This is a genomic window from Sorangium sp. So ce1036 (assembly GCF_051369805.1).
GTDB lineage: Bacteria > Myxococcota_A > Polyangia > Polyangiales > Polyangiaceae > Sorangium > Sorangium cellulosum_F.
The window spans coordinates 6481627-6498217 of the sequence record NZ_JBBMOX010000001.1 but is presented as its reverse complement, the minus strand read 5'-3'; the positions used below and the strand labels follow the sequence as shown (position 1 = coordinate 6498217).

10 protein-coding genes are annotated in these 16591 nt (G+C 74.0%); 6 read left to right on the top strand and 4 right to left on the bottom strand.

The window, feature by feature from the left end:
• Positions 1 to 214 precede the first annotated feature (214 nt).
• Both WMF31_RS24435 and WMF31_RS24430 read right to left on the bottom strand, forming a co-directional pair.
• The gene (locus WMF31_RS24435; RefSeq protein ID WP_436604250.1) at positions 215 to 1852 is read right to left on the bottom strand and encodes an FAD-dependent oxidoreductase; all 1638 of its coding nucleotides are present in this window, start codon (positions 1850 to 1852) and stop codon (positions 215 to 217) included.
• Positions 1853 to 1856: 4 nt separating this feature from the next.
• Positions 1857 to 3554, bottom strand: coding sequence for a polyamine aminopropyltransferase (locus WMF31_RS24430; protein ID WP_436604249.1), 1698 nt, complete (start codon positions 3552 to 3554; stop codon positions 1857 to 1859).
• Between the two features lie 103 nt (positions 3555 to 3657).
• On the opposite strand from WMF31_RS24430, the gene WMF31_RS24425 reads away from it, so the two are divergent.
• From WMF31_RS24425 to WMF31_RS24400, 6 genes are all read left to right on the top strand, one after another.
• Positions 3658 to 5127 carry a DUF4178 domain-containing protein gene (locus tag WMF31_RS24425; protein WP_436604248.1) on the top strand — a complete coding sequence of 490 codons (1470 nt, stop codon included), beginning with the start codon at positions 3658 to 3660 and terminating at the stop codon, positions 5125 to 5127.
• A 309-nt stretch (positions 5128 to 5436) separates the two neighbouring features.
• Positions 5437 to 5745 carry a hypothetical protein gene (locus WMF31_RS24420; RefSeq protein WP_129347213.1) on the top strand — a complete coding sequence of 103 codons (309 nt, stop codon included), beginning with the start codon at positions 5437 to 5439 and terminating at the stop codon, positions 5743 to 5745.
• A 252-nt stretch (positions 5746 to 5997) separates the two neighbouring features.
• Positions 5998 to 7089 carry a hypothetical protein gene (locus WMF31_RS24415; RefSeq protein WP_436604247.1) on the top strand — a complete coding sequence of 364 codons (1092 nt, stop codon included), beginning with the start codon at positions 5998 to 6000 and terminating at the stop codon, positions 7087 to 7089.
• Positions 7086 to 8972: a S8/S53 family peptidase gene (locus WMF31_RS24410; RefSeq protein WP_436604246.1), complete on the top strand. Its 1887-nt coding sequence runs from the start codon at positions 7086 to 7088 to the stop codon at positions 8970 to 8972. Before WMF31_RS24415 ends, WMF31_RS24410 begins: the two co-directional genes overlap by 4 nt.
• A 185-nt stretch (positions 8973 to 9157) precedes the next feature.
• The gene (locus WMF31_RS24405; RefSeq protein ID WP_436604245.1) at positions 9158 to 11497 is read left to right on the top strand and encodes an ATP-binding protein; all 2340 of its coding nucleotides are present in this window, start codon (positions 9158 to 9160) and stop codon (positions 11495 to 11497) included.
• The gene (locus tag WMF31_RS24400; RefSeq protein ID WP_436604244.1) at positions 11494 to 12927 is read left to right on the top strand and encodes a sigma-54-dependent transcriptional regulator; all 1434 of its coding nucleotides are present in this window, start codon (positions 11494 to 11496) and stop codon (positions 12925 to 12927) included. The genes WMF31_RS24405 and WMF31_RS24400 overlap by 4 nt, the downstream gene beginning before the upstream one ends.
• An 8-nt stretch (positions 12928 to 12935) precedes the next feature.
• Here the strand turns inward: WMF31_RS24400 and WMF31_RS24395 are convergent, their stop codons facing one another.
• Positions 12936 to 14237 carry a UDP-glucose dehydrogenase family protein gene (locus tag WMF31_RS24395; protein WP_436604243.1) on the bottom strand — a complete coding sequence of 434 codons (1302 nt, stop codon included), beginning with the start codon at positions 14235 to 14237 and terminating at the stop codon, positions 12936 to 12938.
• A 266-nt stretch (positions 14238 to 14503) separates the two neighbouring features.
• Positions 14504 to 16189, bottom strand: a complete 1686-nt coding sequence (locus WMF31_RS24390) for a L,D-transpeptidase family protein (protein ID WP_436604242.1) — start codon at positions 16187 to 16189, stop codon at positions 14504 to 14506.
• Positions 16190 to 16591: the final 402 nt, after the last annotated feature.

Here is a 16591-nt window from a genome sequence, read left to right as displayed (position 1 = left end):
AGAGAGTAGACGCGGAGCAGGGGGGCAGCGCAAGTTCAAGGCGAGGGCAAAGCGGAAATCCTGGGCCGAATCTCCCGGGCCGGCCGCCCCACCGCGCCCAGAACCGGTCGGCGGACCCTCCTGGAGCCGGCCGTCCATGGTGTGCACTTTGCTCTTGAAAGATGGGAGAGGACGTGGGCTCCCCGCTCGGGGGCGACGTGGCAGGCGCGCGGGCTCAGAGCCAGCTCTCGCCGAGCGCGATCCCGGCCGCGGCCGCGACGGTCTCGGCGGCGCGGACGCCGCACGCGTGCGCCTCCTCGAACAGCGCCATCCCGGGCTGATCGACGTGGGCCCACGCGACGCGCTCGTCCAGCGCGCACAGCGGCTCGAACGGCCGCGCGCCGAGGAAGCCGGGGCGCGGCCGCGGCATCGCGTGGCCCCAGATCATGAGGTCCATCCGGTCCACGTCGTCGCGGAGGTGCGGGTGCGCCGGCGCGAGATCGCGCAGCACGCCGTCGGCGAGCGCCTCCCACGGCGCGCCGAGGAGCGCCGCGCGCGCTCCGGCCACGTCGGGCCCGCCGAAGGCGCGGTAGTACGTCAGCACGGTGCGCTGCGTCGGCGTCGAGAGGCGCGAGCGCTGCGAGGTCGCCGCCGAGAGGTCGGTGAGCTGGTGGCGCGCGTCGACGTAGCCGAGCCCGTCCGCGCCGTGGAGGACCGAGTCCCACGCGTGATCCGGATCGACGGGCCGCTGGACGTGCAGGTTCGCGACGAGCCACGCCGACGCGACGCGCTCGGGCAGGCCGCGCGCCGCGCCGCCCGCGAAGATCCGGCGCACGATGAACGCCGGCGCCGCGAGGATCGCGGCGCGCGCCTCGACGCGGCGCGCCTCGCCGCGCGCGACGTCGACGTAGCTCACCTCCACCCGCCCGCCCGGCCGCGGGCGCACGGACGTGACGAGCGCCCCCAGCGACACGCGCGGCGCCGCGCGCTCGAGCAGCGCCTTCACGAGCCGGCCGTTGCCCTCGGGCCAGACGAGATAGCGGCTGCCCGCGAGCTCCGGCGAGCGCGCCTTGCGCCCGGCGAAGTAGTGCAGCCCCGCCCAGGCCGAGATCTCCTCGAGCTCGCCGCCGAAGTCGTCGAGCATCGCGTAGCGCACGTACCAGCGCAAAAACGGCGTGCGGTACCCCTCGCGATCGAGCCACGCCGCCATGCTCAGCCGGTCGAGCTCGAGGAGCTCGGGATCGCGCGACGAGCGATCGAGCGGGATCTGGAACGCGGCGCGCCCGTCCGCGCCGGTGAGCTCGGTGAGCTCGTCCTCGTGCGCGTGGAACCGCTCGAGCTCGTCCCGCTCCTCGCCCGAGAGCGCGTCCTCGGGCGTGAGCCCCGCGTGCCACGCCCCCTCGTAGAACAGCCGCTCGCCCGGCGCGTGGCAGAGCCGCCGCGGATCGAAGACGGGCCGCCCCGCCGCGTCCCACCCGGTGACGACGCCCATCTCCTCGAGCAGCCGCAGCGTCGCGCGCGCCTCGGGGTTCGGCGCCGCGAGGTAGTGCGCGCCCCACGGGTACGGCACGACCCCGTCCTCGCCCCACGCGCTCGTGCCGCCGGGCCTCGGCTCGAGCTCGAGGACCCGGAGGTCGAGCCCGGCGCCCGCGAGCCGCCACGCGGCCGAGAGCCCGCTCACCCCGCCGCCGACGATCACGACGTCCGCGCGCTCCGCGGGGCCGCTCGCCGCGGGCGCGCCGCCGCCGCGGAGCAGGTGGCCCGCGCCGTGGGCGGCGCCGACGATCCGGCCGCTCGGCGGGGCGCGGCCGGGGAGGGCCGTGTGCACGAGCCAGCCCGCGCCGACGGCGCTCAGGAAGCCGCGGCGGTTCATCGCGTCACCGCGACCACTCCGCCCACTCGCGCGTGTACACCGAGACGAGCGTCTGGTCGTTCAGCCGGTTGACCTGCGCCTCGACGCGGCCGAGGTCGCGGGGGAACCGGAAGAGCCCGGGCAGGGCGCCCGCGTCGAGGAAGCGGAGCTCGGCCGGATCGAGCCGCAGCGCGCCGGGCGCGGTGAGCCCCTCGCCGCCCGCCAGGATGAACCCCCACTCGCCGAAGCTCGGCACGTAGACGTGCAGCGGCGCGGTCGTGAAGCCGGCCGCCTCGAGCGTCGTCACGACGCTCCAGAACGACTCGCGCGCGTACTGCGGCGACGTCGCCTGCACCATGGCGACCCCGCGCACCGAGAGCCGCTGCCGGAGCAGGTGGTAGAAGGCGTCCGTGTACAGCTTGCCCACGGCGTAGTTGCCCGGGTCGGGGAAGTCGACGATCGCGAGGTCGTACGCGTCGGTCGACTCCTCGAGGAACTTGTACGCGTCCTCGTTGCGGATGACGACGCGCGGGTCGTGGAGCGCGCCGCGGTTCAGGTCCGCGGCGAGCGGCAGGTCGCGGAAGGCGGTCGTGACCGCCGCGTCGAGGTCGACGAGCGTGATCCGCTCGATCGACGGGTAGCGGAGCAGCTCGCGCGCGGCGAGCCCGTCGCCGCCGCCGAGGATCATGGCGCGCCGCGGATCGCGGCCCAGCGCGGCGACGGCCGGGTGCACGAGCACCTCGTGGTAGCGGTGCTCGTCGTCCGACGAGAACTGGAGGTTGCCGTTCAGGAAGAGGCGCGTCGTGCGCGGGCTCCTCGTGATGACGAGGCGCTGGTAGGGCGACTGCGCCGCGTACACGACCGGCGCGCCGAAGTAGAGCGCCTCGGAGCGCTCGATGAACCGCGACACCAGCGCGAAGGCGATCCCGAGCCCCGCGATCACGACGGCGCAGAGCGCCCGCAGCCGGACGACGACGGCGCGATCGAGCGGGAAGAGGAACGTGCTCGTGAGCGCGACCGCCGCGTTCAGGAGGCCGAAGAAGAGGCTCGTCTGGTGGATGCCGAGGCGCGGCAGCAGCAGCGAGGGGAAGAGCAGGCTCGCGGCGAGGGCGCCGATGTAATCGAGCGTGAGCACCCGCGCGACGAGCCGCTTGAGATCCAGGGAGAAGTTGAGCAGCCGGATGAGCAGCGGGATCTCGAGCCCCACCAGGATGCCGATGAGCAGCACGAGCGAGTAGAGCAGCGCGCGGAACGCCCCGAGCGCGGTGTAGGCGCGGAAGAGCATCGGCGCGGAGAGCCCGCCGACGAGCGCGAGGCCGAGCTCGATCTCGACGAAGCGCTCGAGGAGGCGGGTCTCGACGTACTGGGACAGGTACGAGCCGATCCCCATCGCGAACAGGTACAGGCCGATGACGAAGCTGAACTGCGTCACCGAGTCCCCGAGCACGTAGCTCGCGAGCGTGCCGGTGATGAGCTCGTAGATGAGCCCCGACGTGGCGATGACGAACACGCTCACGAGGAGCGCCGGGTGCACGAGGCGGGGCAGCGGCTCCGCCGCCGGGAAGGGCGCCGGCGCGCCCGCGGCCGGCGCACCCGCGGGAGGAACGCCCCCGGCCCACGTATCCGCGGGCGGCGCGCCCCCGGCCCGCGCTCCTCCGGGGCGCGCCTCCCCGGGGCGCGCGTCGCCCGTCGAGCGCGTCGAGCTCACGTCGGTGGCCGGCATCGGCGCGGTCCTAGCACTGCTCGTGCGAGACCACAGCCTCCTCGGCTGCGCGCGCTCGAAACGCTTTCGCCACCCTGCTCGACGCTTCTAGTATGTTGCTCGCGTGAGCACGCCCTTTGACCGCGCAGCCGCGTGCCCTTCGTGCGGCGCACCGATCACGTTCCGCTTTGCGGGCGCGCTGGCGCAGGTGTGCAGGCACTGCAAGTTTGTCATCGCCCGCACCGACCGCGATCTCCGCGCCGTGGGCCGCGTCGCCGACCTGGTCGAGATCCCCACGCCGCTGCAGCTCGGCGTCACCGGGCGCTGGGGCGGCGAGCCGTTCGTCGTCGATGGCCGGGTGCAGCTCGATCGCGCCGGCGCGCCGGGCGCGCCCTGGCAGGAGATCTTCCTCGCCTTCCCGGCCAGCGGCCGATGGACGTGGGTCGCCTTCGCCCAGGGACACTGGTACGCCACCAGCGAGGCGCCGCTCCCGCTGAACGGCCTGCCGCCGTGGAATTCCCTCCAGCCGGGCGGCCGCGTCCACCTCGAGGGGCACGGCGTGTTCACGGTCGTCGAGGTCGGCCGCCGGCGCGTGATCTCGGCCGAGGGGGAGATGCCCCACGTCGCCGCGCCGGGCGTGGTGACCGGCTTCGCCGACATCTCGGGGCTCCGCGGCGCGTTCGGCACGATCGACTACGGCGACGGCCGGAGCATCCCGCCGAAGCTCTACCTGGGCCGGCAGATCGACCCGGCGGAGATGCAGCTCGACTCCGGCGCGCCCGTGGAGCTGCCCACGGCGCAGGTGACGGCCGTCGCGTGCCCGAACTGCGGCGGCAACCTGCCGCTCGCCGCGCCCGGCACCGCGGAGCGCATCGTCTGCCGCTACTGCGGCACGGCGAGCGACCTCACGAAGGGCGCCCTCGTCGCGCTCGGCCAGGTCCCCCGGCCGCCCGTGGAGCCGTACGTCCCGCTCGGCGCCGAGGGGCAGCTCCGCGGCATGCGCGTCCTCTGCATCGGCTTCGTCGTCCGGGGCTGCACGGTGGAAGGGGAGCGCTACCGCTGGCGGGAGTACCTGCTCTACGGCGGCCCGCGCGTCGGCTACCTGTGGCTCATGGAAGAGGACGGCGCGTGGCAGCTCGTGACGCCGCTGCCGGCCGGCGAGGTCCAGGTGGGCGGCTCGAGCGCGAGCTACCAGGGCAAGACGTACGCGTTCAAGCAGAGCGTCCAGGCCGAGGTCGAGTACGTGATCGGCGAGTTCTACTGGAAGGTGGAGATCGGCGAGTCGGTGCGGGCGACGGAGTACCAGGGCCCCGACGGCAAGGTGAGCGTCGAGCAGGCCCCGACCGAGGTCAGCACGTCGTTCTGCGCCCCCCTGCCCGGCAAGGAGCTCGCCGCCGCCTTCAACCTGCCGCCGCCCCCGAGCCCCGCGTTCGGCGGATCGACGAGCTCGCGCGCCAGCGCGATCCTCGTCCTCGTCGTCGTGCTGATCATCGCCATCATCCTCCTCAGCGCGCTCAGCGACTGTGGCAGCGGCCCCGGCGGCATCATCGTCATTCCGAGCGGAGGCGGTCCGAGCTTCGGCGGCGGGAAGTGATCCAGCTTCACTGTCTGAATCGGTTAAGTGTGAATTGAACGGGATGGGAAGGTGCGAATCGCACACTCCGGCAGATCCCGAGTCGGGCGCGCGCAAGGTTGGACGTGTTCATGTCCACCCCCGCGGCGAGGACGACCTCGACGACGCGCGAACGGTCGGATTCGGGCAGGCGATGGTCGGTTTCGGGTACCGTTCACCGCTGGCCGCCGGTGGCGGTTGAATGATTTCAACGAGTTACGCGCTGGCTGACGACGGCCCGTGACGTGCAATGCGGCCGTCGACGCCGGCGCGGACCGGTGACGGAGGCTCATGCAACCCGAGAATTCGGTCGATCCGCACGCGCAGCTGCGCGCGTTGTACATCTCGCTGCTCCGTAACCAGGAGTACTTCGACGAGTTCAAGCAGCTCCTCGCCCTCTACGTCGTGGCGCCGGAGGCCGATGAGGAGCCGGCCGACGCGGCCAGGGTGCGCGCGCAGCTCAACAGCCGCATCCGGTCCTGGATCGGCGGCTTCTTCGACGGGCTGAGCGCCGCGCAGGTGCTCCAGTGGCGGGCCATCGTGGTCGAGGAGCGCTTCAACGTGTGCCTGTCGCCCTGGAAGGAGTCGAACGTTTATTGATGAGCCGGAGGAGGAGACAGGCGGGGGTGCACCGCCCTCGGCGTACATCCCACCGGCGCGGCGCCGCCCCGGCGCCATCTGCCGGCGCCCCGAGCCCGCGGCCCGGGCGCGGCGTGGCTCCGCGCCCCCCCGCGCGGCCGCGATGTGAGCTGTCACGACCCGGCGCGGGCGCCGTGCCGACGCGTAGAGCCGCCCTCGGCTCCGCCGCCTCGACGCCCGCCGCGCCGCCCTGGGCGAGAGAGGTGTCCGCGCATGGATGAGAACCAGTGGGTGGATGAGCTCTACATGGCGTTCTGGCGGACCCTCCCCGGGATGCTGCACGCCGAGGCGCAGGCTTTGGCCCACACGCTCGGCCTCGCGCCGTCGCGCGACGTGCCCTGGAGCGCGGTGTTCAGCAACGAGTTCACCCTGGCCGCGCCCGCGCTGCTCGCCGAGGCGATGCCGGGCGTCCGGGGGGCCACGGTGCAGGACGCGCTGCTCGCGCACCTCCTGGCCGTGATCGAGGCGTTCGGCACCGATCGCATCAAGGACGCGCAGGTCCGCCCGACGTGGCAGCTCGAGGCCATCCTCGCCCACGCGCGGCGGGCCCGGGACGCCGCGCTCCGGCGCGTCGCGCCCGGCGTCGACGACCCGGCGATCGACTTCTCCCGCGCGGACGACGCCACGCTGCTCGCGATCGAGGCCGAGCGCAGCCTCCTCGCGAGCGGCGAGCCGGCGGGCTTCAGCCGCTACTACGCGCTCTCCCTCGGAAAGCAGCGCGTCGGCTTCCCGGCGTCGATCGCCCTGGCGCACGCCGCGGGCTGGACGGCCGAGCGGCGCGCGGCGCTCGAGCGGCTGCTCTCGTCGGTGTGGCTCGGGCTGCAGCTCCATGACGACGTCATGGACTGGCAGGACGACTACGAGCGGGGCGGCGCCTGGGCTGTCGTCCTGGCGTCGGAGCTCCGATCGAGGGCGCAGGGGGAGCCCGAGGAGCGCGACCCGGAGCGCGCCGCCCGGCAGAACCCGCGCAGCGCGTACGGGCCGCTCGCCACGCCGCCCTGGGGCATGGCCGCGATCTCGAGGGCGCCGGGCGAGCCGCCGCCGTCGAGCGCGCCCTCGGCCCTGGTCCCCGTCCGCCGCATGGTCTTCGACTCGGGCGTGCTCGCGGCGATGCTCGACGGCGAGCGCCGGTGCTTCCGCGCCGCGCGGCGGCGGGCCGCGGTCCTCGGGGCCCGTCGCGTCGCCGCCTGGGCCGAGGGGAGGGAAGCGCAGGCGCACCAGCTCGCGCGGTGCGAGGTCGAGAGCCCCGGCTACGCCAACCGCGCCCAGGCGCTCAACGCCTGGGCCAGGGCCGTGCTGGCGTGAGCCGGGGCCACGGCCGCCCGTGGGACTTCGGCTACGCCCCGGTCCCCACCGCGGCGGGCGACGACGACGGCGGTCCCCTCGACCTCGTCGTCGCGACGCGCTGCCCCGTGGCGCCGGGCGCTGCGGCCGCGGCGCTGTCGCCGCGCTGGCCCGACGCGCAGGTCGAGCGCGTCCTCTCGCGGGCCCCCATCTTCTGGCTGCGCGTCCGATCGCCCGGCGTGGGGCGGCGCGCCGAGGTCGCCGCGGCGCTCTCGGCCGCGGCCATCCCGGTGCGCTACGTCGCCTCCGCCCTGCGGCCGAGCGCCGCCGTCGCCCCCCGCTTCGACGCGGAGGGGGCCGTCGTGGCGCGGCCCGAGGCGTGGCCCGTGCGCCGCGCCTCGGGGGGCGACGAGGACGACCCCGCGACGCCCGGCCGCTGGTTCCTGCGCGCCGAGGGCGGCGGCATCGGCGTCGATCGCCGCCGCTCGGGGCGCGGCGCCGGCATGCGCCTCGCGGTCATCGACGACGACGCCTGGGCGGTCGAAGAGCTCGGCCTCGACCGCGAGGTGCTCGTCATGCTCGATGTCCCGCCGCGCAGCCAGGCGCACGGCGCGTTCATGGTGGCGTGGGCCGTCGGGACCCGGCGCCCCGGCGGCTTCCGCGGCGTCGCGCCGGACGCCTCGCCGCGGCTCTACCTGATCCCGAAGCCGGGCTCGTGCGTCCTGGCCCTCCCGGTCGCGATCGTCCAGGCGGTCAGCGACGGCGCGGACGTCGTGGTCTGCGCCGCGTACGTCGAGGGCTCGATGTCGCCCATGCTGGACGACGCGCTCGAGCTCGCCGTCCGCCTCGGGCGCCGCGGCCGAGGCTGCCCGGTCGTGTTCCCCACCGGCCGCGAGGCGTCGAGCCCTCCCGAGTCGCTGCACGCGAGCTTCTCGCTCGGGCTGGGCGAGCCCGCGAGCGACCCGCGGGTGTTCTGCGTCGGCCCGGGCGCCCGCGACGACGACGGCTGGTTCCTGTGGCGGGACCGCCGGGGGCGCAGCCGCCCGTTCGCCAACCGGGGCCCCGCGGTGCGGTGGCTCTCGCCCGGCGATGATCTCGCCTGCCCGCTGCCGCCGGTCCCCGGCGCGCCGCCCGAGTCCGAGCGGCTCTGCCACGCCGAGTCGAGCGGGGCCTCCGCCGTGGCCGCGGGCGCGCTGCTCCTCGTCCTGTCGCAGAACCCCGCGCTGCGCCTCCCGGAGCTCGACGCCGTCGTCACGCGCACGCTCGCCCGGGTCCCCCCCGCCGCGCCCGCCTCGGCCGCGCCGTTCGCCGATCCCTGGGACGTCCTGCCGGGCGCGCGTGATCGCGACGGGCACAACGCCAAGCACGGCTACGGCCGCCTCCACGCGGGCCGCGCGTGCCTCGCGGCCGGCGATCCGCTCGCGCTCGCGCTCGTGCTCCTCGGCGAGGACGACGCCGCGCGCGCGTGGCACGACGCCCGCGCCCGGGGCCGGCTCGCCCGTCGCCTGTACTCCCGCCGCCTCGCGCGCTGGGCCGTCCGGGCGCTGCTCGCCGATCCGGGCCTCTGCCACGGCGCCTGCGCCCTCGCGCGCCACGCCCGGCTCGTCGCGGGCGACGCGCGGCGCCGTCGCGCCCACGGCCCGGGCGCGGTGCTGCGGCAGCTCGTGGTCCTCGTCCGCGGCCTCGCCGCGACCCGCGCGGCGCCCGCGCGATCGCCGCGCGTGCGGGGCGAGCTCGCCGCCCTGCTCGATCGGCTCGAGCGATCCGCGACCGACGCCGCGGCCATCGAGGCGATCGAGTCGGGGTTCGGCGAGCTGGCCGACGCCCTGTTCGCGAGCGCCGCGGCGCGCGACGTCGTGGACGCCGCGCTCCGGGCGAGCTCGCTCGCCCCGCCTGTCGCGTGATCCCGCTCGCTTCTCCCGGGCGAAACGTAATGGGCATCGCGGAACAGCGCCGCTCGGATCCTCCGCGTCGGGGGGAGCGTGTGGCTTCGCATCCCGATCTGGCGCGCGAGCCCCGTTGGTTCACCCAGGGTTCCAGCGTATCGTGAGTGGCTCGGGGCGCAATTTTCGCGCGGCCGAGTCTCCCGATGCCAGCAATCGCGAATCGGCGTTGGCTCCTTGCGGCGGTCGTCCTCGCGGCGCTCGTTCTGGGCGGCTTCGGGATGAGGAACGCGCTGCGCTGGTACGAGCGCCCATTTCCCGGCGTCCTCGTGGATCCGGACGGCGTGGTCTCGAGCATCGGCCTGCCGTCCTGGGAAGGGTTCCAGAAGGGCCTCCGGTTCCCCGACCGCATCGTCGAGGTCAACGGCTGGCGCCTCGAGAGCACGACGGGGCGCTACCGCGCCAGCGCGTGGGACGCCGCGGTCGAGCAGGCCGCGCGCGAGGGGCGGCGCACGCTCCACGCGCGGGTCGAGACGCGGGACGGGCTGCGCGACGTCGAGCTGTCCCTCGTCCCCCTCGATCCGCTCGCCTGGTGGTTCTTCGCGGGCGGCCTCATGGTCGTCGCCTCGCTGCACGTGGGCGGCGCGCTCGTCGCCATGAGCGCGAGCCCGCGCGGCAAGCTCGCCCGGAGCTTCGCGACCACCGCGCTGCTCACCGCGCTCTTCCAGTTCGCGCTGTTCGACTACCACAGCTCGCGCGCCCTCGTCCCGTTCTTCCACGTCGCCTACGCGCTCGTCCCGATGAGCGTCTTCATCCTCGCGCTGCGGTTGCCGGACGACGCCCCGCTCATCGCGCGCTACCCGTCCTGCGCCCGGCTCGCGCTCGGGCTCGGCGGCCTGCTCGCCGCCGGCCTCCTCGCCTCGCACGCCATGGGCGGGACCACCGTCGCGCTCCGGGGCGTCTGCGCGACCCTGGTGGTCACCTCGTTCTTCTTCTTCTCGGCCACCCTGATCGTCCGCTTCGCCCTGGCGGAGGGGGATCGCCGCCGCAAGCTCCGCGCGCTGCTGCTCGCGATGGCGCCGCCTTACCTCGTGATCGGCTCCGGCTTCATGCTGGCCATGCTCGGCGTGTCGGCGTCGACGCTCGCGTGGTTCGCGATCCCGGCGCTCGCGCTGACGCCGGTCTCCACCGTGGTCGCGTTCATCCGCCACGATCTGTGGGGGAGCCGCGCGCTCCTGTCGCGCCCGCTCACGCGCGTCATCCTCGGCGGCATGATGGTCGCGCTCACCGTGATCCTCTGCACGGCGTGCGCGGGCTACGCCGGCCTGCCGCTGCTCGGCGCGCTCAAGGTCGCCGCCCCCGCCGCGGTGGTCAGCGCGGCGCTCGTCGTGTTCGCCCTCGGCGCCGGCGACCGGACGCTCTTCCCGGCGCGGGCGGAGTACAAGCCGACCGTCGAGCAGCTCAGCGAGGAGCTGACGCTCGTCACCGACCCCGAGGAGGTCGCGGACGCGGTCGAGCGCACCGTGGCGCGCTGGCTGCCGTGCGAGCGGGTCACCTTCCGCCGCGTCGCCGTCGAGGCGGCCGAGGCGGGCGCCGCCCCCGGCCAGCCGCGGGTGGAGGCCGAGGAGTCGAGCGGCGAGCGACCGATCGAGCGCGGCCAGGCCGAGCACGACGCGGGCGAGCTGTCGCTGACCGTCATGTTCCGCGGCCGGCTGCTCGGCGTGCTCGAGGTGGGCCGGAAGCGCGGCGGCGCCCTGTTCACGAGCGAGGACCTCGATCTGCTCCGCACCATCGGCAACCAGGCCGCGCTCGCCCTGGCGCACGCGCACACCTACGCCGAGCTGGAGCGGCGGCGGAGGGAGCAGGCCGCGGCGTGGCGCGACGAGCGCGCGGCGCTCATCGAGACGCTCGCGGCGGAGATCACCCACGAGGTGCGTTACCCCATCAACTTCTTCCGGTCCGTGTTCAAGCGCGGGTCGAGCGGCCAGCGCTTGGACGCCGAGGAGGTCGAGATCGGCTGCGAGGAGGTCGAGCGCCTGGAGCGGCTCGTGATGGGCCTGCGCCGGGTGACCCACCGGAAGCTCGATCGCCGCCGCCTCGCGGTCGAGGAGCTCGTGAGCCGGGCGGAGATGCTCCTGCGCGACCAGCTCGGCAAGCGGCGCGTCGAGGCGCGGGTGAGCGCGGCGGCGCGGCTCCTCTGCGATCCGGATCAGGCCACGCAGGTGCTCGTCAACCTCCTCTCGAACGGCCTCGACGCGGCCGGCGACAAGGGGGCCATCGGCGTCGTCTGGGCGCCCACCAAGGACGGCGCGGAGCTCGTCGTGTGGGACAGCGGGCCGGGCATCTCCGGAGACCCGTCGCGGGTCTTCGCGCCCTGGTACACTACGAAGCCTCGTGGGACCGGGCTCGGGCTCGCCATCACGCACCGGATCGTCCGGGCCCACGGGTGGTCCATCAACCCGGAGCGGCGCGACGGCAGGACCCGGTTCGTGATCTCCATCCCCGCCGCCGATGTCTCCATCACCGCAGAGCATGAGGTTGCGTGAAGATCCTGATCGTCGATGATCAGCGGAGCGGTCGCCGCGCGCTGCGGCAGATCCTCGCGGCGCTCGATGGGGTGGAGGTGCTGGAGGCGGTCGGCCTGGACGACGCGATGGCCGCCGTGGAGCGGAGCGCGCCGGACCTCCTGTTGCTCGACGTGCGCCTCTCGGACGACCCACGCGACCGCGGCGGGCTGGAGATCCTGCGGCGGGTGCGCGCCTCGGGGCGCAGCACGCCGGCGGTGATGGTCACCTCGGTGAGCGAGCTGTCCGAGATCCGGGAGGCGATGCGGCTCGGCGCCCAGGACTACGTGCTGAAGGACGAGCTCTGCCCGGAGATGCTCCTGCCGATCATCGAGGGGCAGCGCGAGCGGCTGATGCTCAAGGGCGAGGTGGTGCGGCTGCGCGAGCGGGTCGATCGCACGTTCGGGACGAGGGCGCTGCTCGGCTCGTCGGCGGCGATGGAGCGCGTGCGCCGGATCATCGAGCGGGTCGCGGAGTCGAGCAGGACGGTGCTCATCCGCGGCGAGACCGGCAGCGGCAAGGAGATGGTCGCGCGCGCGCTGCACGAGATGAGCTCGCGCCGCGGCGAGCCGTTCGTCGCGGTCAACTGCTCGGCGCTGCCGGGGACGCTCATCGAGTCGCTCATCTTCGGCCACGAGCGCGGCGCGTTCACGGGCGCCGACAAGCGCATGCGCGGCCAGCTCGAGCTGGCGGGCGCGGGCACCATCCTGCTCGACGAGATCGCCGAGATGCCGGGCGAGCTCCAGGCGAAGCTCCTCCGCGTCCTGGAGGACCGCCGCTTCCGCCCGCTCGGCGCCGAGTCGGAGATCCCGCTGCGCGCCCGCGTCCTGGCCGCGACCCACGTGGACCTGGAGAAGCGCATCGGCGAGGGGCGCTTCCGGGAGGACCTCTTCTACCGGCTGAACGTCGTCACGGTGCACGTCCCGTCGCTCGCCGAGCGCGACGCCGATCTCATCGAGCTGCTCCTCGCGTTCACCGCGGAGCTGCCGCGCAAGCTCCGCTACACGGACGACGCGATCGCGTGGCTCGTCCGGCGGCCCTGGCCGGGCAACGTGAGGGAGCTCCGGAACGTGGTCGAGCGGCTCTCGCTGCTCGCGGACGACGACCTCATCGACGTGCCCACGCTCGAGGATCTGGCCCGCGAGCGCCCGGTCGTCGATGCCACCGCGGAGATCGACCGGCTGGCGCGCGCGCTGCTCGCGCTGCCCGAGCGGCTCGGCTCGAAGCTCCGCGTGATCGAGCGCGCGGTGCTGCACCACGCGATCGAGAGCTGCGGCGGCAACAAGGCGGCCGCGGCCCGGCTCATCGGGGTGGACCGGAAGATGCTCGAGCGGCGCTGGGATCGGCACACCGGCGAGGAGCCGCCGAGCAGCCGCCGCGCCGCGCCGTCCCAGGACCCGGGCGACGGCTGAGCCGCGCGCTACTTCCTGCCGATGCCGGTGTAGACGAAGCCCATGCCGCGGAGCTCGTCCGGCTCCCAGATGTTGCGGCCGTCGAACAGCGTCGGGGAGCTCAGGATGCGCTTCAGCCGGTGGAAGTCGGGGCGCCGGTATTCGTGCCACTCGGTCACGATCACCAGCGCGTCCGCGCCCTCGGCCGCGCCGTACATGCCGTCGCTCAGGAGGATCCGGTTGCCGTAGAGCGCCCGCACGTTGGTCATCGCCTGCGGGTCGTGCGCCTGGATCGTCGCGCCCTCCTCGAGCAGCTCGTCGATCAGCGTGAGCGACGGCGCCTCGCGGATGTCGTCGGTCTGCGGCTTGAACGCGAGCCCCCAGATCGCGATCGTCCGCCCCTTCAGCGCGCCGTCGAAGTGGGCGCGCACCTTGCTCGCGAGCAGCCGCTTCTGCCGCGCGTTCACGCGCTCCGTCGCCCGGACGATCTCCAGGTCGTGCCCCACCGCGCTCGCGGTGTGGAGGATGGCCGAGAGGTCCTTGGGGAAGCACGAGCCGCCGAACCCCGGGCCCGCGAAGAGGAACTTCGTGCCGATGCGCGGATCGGCCCCGACGCCCTTGCGCACGAGCTCGATGTCGGCGCCGAGCTTCTCCGCGAGCACGGCGAGGTCGTTCATGAACGAGATGCGCGACGCGAGCAGGGCGTTGGAGGCGTACTTCGTGAGCTCGGCGGAGCGGGCATCCATGAGCTGGATGCGATCGCTCGCCCGCACGAACGGGTTGTAGAGGTGGCGCAGGATCTCGCGGGCCTTCGGGTCGTCCGAGCCGATGATCACGCGGTCCGGCTTCATGAAGTCGTTCACCGCGTCCCCCTCCTTGAGGAACTCCGGGTTCGACGCGACCGCGAACGGCTGCGAGGTGTGCGCGCCGATGATCTGCCGGAGCCGGTCCGCCGTCCCGACCGGGACGGTGCTCTTCGTGGCGATCACCTTGAAATTGTTCAGGTTCTTGCCGATGGTCTCGCCGACGGCCTCGACGGCGGACAGGTCGGCGGAGCCGTCCTCGGCCTGCGGCGTGCCGACGGCGATGAAGACGATCTCCGCGTCGCGGATGGCGCCGGCGATGTCGGTGGAGAACCGCAGGCGACCGTCGCGCGTGTTCTTGGCGATCAGCACGTCGAGGCCGGGCTCGTAGATCGGCACCTCTCCGCGCTTGAGCATCTCGATCTTGGGGGCGGAGACGTCGACGCACGCCACGTCGTTCCCGAAGTCCGCGAACCCCGCGCCGGCAACGAGGCCGACATACCCTGTTCCCACGACCGCAAGCTGCATGGCGGGACGCTACCACGACTCGGCGCGTGGTCGCGCCGGCTCGCGCACGAAGTGTGACCCTCGATCGATCCGTCCGGCTCCTTCGGGATGCCCCTCGGCGCGGGGCCGTCCCTGGGCGCACGGGGCCTGACGGGCGCCCCACGTCGCCGGCCGCGCCGTCGAACGCGGGAGCATGAACACGACGGCTCCGGCCACGACCGGCTCGGACCGAGGAGAGACCCGCCGGGCGCCTCGCACCCCAGGTCGTCGCGTGGATCCCACGTCGATCAGGGGTGCACGAACACCACGGTTCCTGTCAGCGAGCGCGCCGAGCCGTGCCAGCCAGGCGGGACCGCGGGCTCGGTCCAGAAGAACAGGCGGCGCGCGTCCTCCGGCGACAGGTTGATGCAGCCGTGGCTCTTCGGCCGGCCGAACTTGTCGTGCCAGTAGGCGCCGTGCAGCGCGTAGCCCTCCTCGAAATACTGCACGTACGGCACGTCGCGCAGCTCGAACTCCTCGCCGACCGCGTCCGAGTCCATGGTGATGGAGATGTACTTCGTGTGGATACGGAAGATGCCGCGCTTGGTCGCGGTGCTGGTCTCGTGGTCCTCGAGCCCCGCCTCGCCGCTCGAGATCAGCGTGGCATAGACGGGCGTCTCGCCCTCGTACGCGACCAGGACCTGCTTCGTGAGGTTGATGTCGATCCACTTCTCACCCCGCTTGCCCCAGGCGGGCATCCGCTTCGCCGGGTCGATGCGGCCGGCGTGGCGGTCGTCGATCCACGCGCCGTCCTTGGTCTCGTAGTGCAGCTTGCCCCCGAAGAACTGCTGCTTTCCGGTCAGGGGCACGGCCGCGCGCCACTCGAGCTCTCCGGCGGAGACGAGCTTCTTGCCCTCGACGCGCCACCGCTTGCCGCCGGGGCGGCGCACGAGCGCGAACGGGAAGTCGATGTCCTTGCCGATCTCGACGCCGTGGTAATCCGACCCACGGATGGGGCGGAAGCGATCGGCGGGGACGACCCGCAGATCGGTGGTCACGTTGTAGCGGCGCCCCTCGTGAAGGAAGGACTCGACGAAGCCCATGCCGTTGCGGCGGGAGATCGCGTCGATCTTCACGGCGTCGTCGGACTTGATGAGGCCGGAGAGGTTGGGGGCGAGCCGGCCGTCGCGCAGGAACCAGGGGATGTCGCGATCGGTGATGCGCTGCGCGAGCGCCTCCAGCGCGGGCGGGGGGCGCTCGGCGCTCCACTTGAGCCACACGTCGAGGCCGTAGGCGGCGCCGCTCTCCTCGTCCTTGGCCCAGCGATCGAGGTGCTTCTCCAGGTTGGGCTCGTACTGCGCGAGGTGCTCCTCGGTGGGGATGCGCGCGTAGGCGGGGCCGCCGCGCGTCACGATGCCGTACATGTACGGGAGCTTGTCGGTCACGTCCGGGCGGCGGCTCGCGGCGCGGACGATCTCGTGCTGGAGATCGAGCGTCGCGTCGGGGCCGATGCAGACGTAGCCGAACGGCTTGATCTTGCGCCAGCCGCCGGGGCAGCCGTCCGTGCCGGCGGGCTCGGGATCCATCTCGACGATCGCGCCGGCGCGCAGGAAGCCGACGCGCTTCGCGGACGTGCTGGGCCGGGCGTAGACGCGGGTGAGCAGCGCGGTGCTGGCGAGGCGCGGGCTGCCCTCGGGGGGCGGCGGGGGCAGGGTGGCGACGCCGCTCAGCGAGACGATCGGCGCGCTCACCGGCTGGCCGGGCGGCGGCTCGTCCTCGGCCGCCTCAGCGGAGGCGGGGGCGTCGGGCGGGGAGGCGCCCTGCGGGGCGTCCTTCGCGGCGGCGCTGCCCTGGGCCTCGACCGGGGAATCGGCGGTGCTCCCGGGCTGGGACTTGCCGCAGCCGGCGAGGAGCGCGGCGAGGGCGAGGAACGCGAACGCAGGGCGGCGCGCCGCGAGCGGGGCTCCGGCGCGCGTTCGGGGCGGCGTGTCCATGGCGGGCGACCGTAGTGCACAGGAGGGGGAGGATGGCCAGTTTTCGGCGGCCGCGTGGGGCGGCCCTCGGGCAGGGCGCTCCTGGCCCTCGGGGACGGCGAGGGGCTGCCCTGGAAGGCCGACGTCGAGGGGAGGTGGCTCGGGTCCGGCGCGCCGGACGACGGCCGCGAAAAGGCCCGGGTCGACGCCTTCACGGGGCTCTCGGGGGGGAGGCGTGCTCGATGCGCGGCACGAGCTCGCGGGCGTCGCCGTATCGGGGCGGAAGGGCCGCGAGTTGAGCGAGCAGGGGGTGTCACGGCCCACATGGGAAGTGCTCTCCTGACGGGTGGCGGTTTCGTTCAACAAGGCATTGCACCCGACGGCATCCGGCCGCGTGTGAGCGACAGCGATGGACCGCCGGTG

Coding starts and splice junctions, on each gene's coding strand:
- WMF31_RS24435 (WP_436604250.1), bottom strand. CDS start 1,852: ATGAACCGCCGCGGCTTCCTGAGCGCCGTCGGCGCGGGCTGGCTCGTG.
- WMF31_RS24430 (WP_436604249.1), bottom strand. CDS start 3,554: ATGCCGGCCACCGACGTGAGCTCGACGCGCTCGACGGGCGACGCGCGC.
- WMF31_RS24420 (WP_129347213.1), top strand. CDS start 5,437: ATGCAACCCGAGAATTCGGTCGATCCGCACGCGCAGCTGCGCGCGTTG.
- WMF31_RS24415 (WP_436604247.1), top strand. CDS start 5,998: ATGGATGAGAACCAGTGGGTGGATGAGCTCTACATGGCGTTCTGGCGG.
- WMF31_RS24405 (WP_436604245.1), top strand. CDS start 9,158: ATGCCAGCAATCGCGAATCGGCGTTGGCTCCTTGCGGCGGTCGTCCTC.
- WMF31_RS24395 (WP_436604243.1), bottom strand. CDS start 14,237: ATGCAGCTTGCGGTCGTGGGAACAGGGTATGTCGGCCTCGTTGCCGGC.
- WMF31_RS24390 (WP_436604242.1), bottom strand. CDS start 16,189: ATGGACACGCCGCCCCGAACGCGCGCCGGAGCCCCGCTCGCGGCGCGC.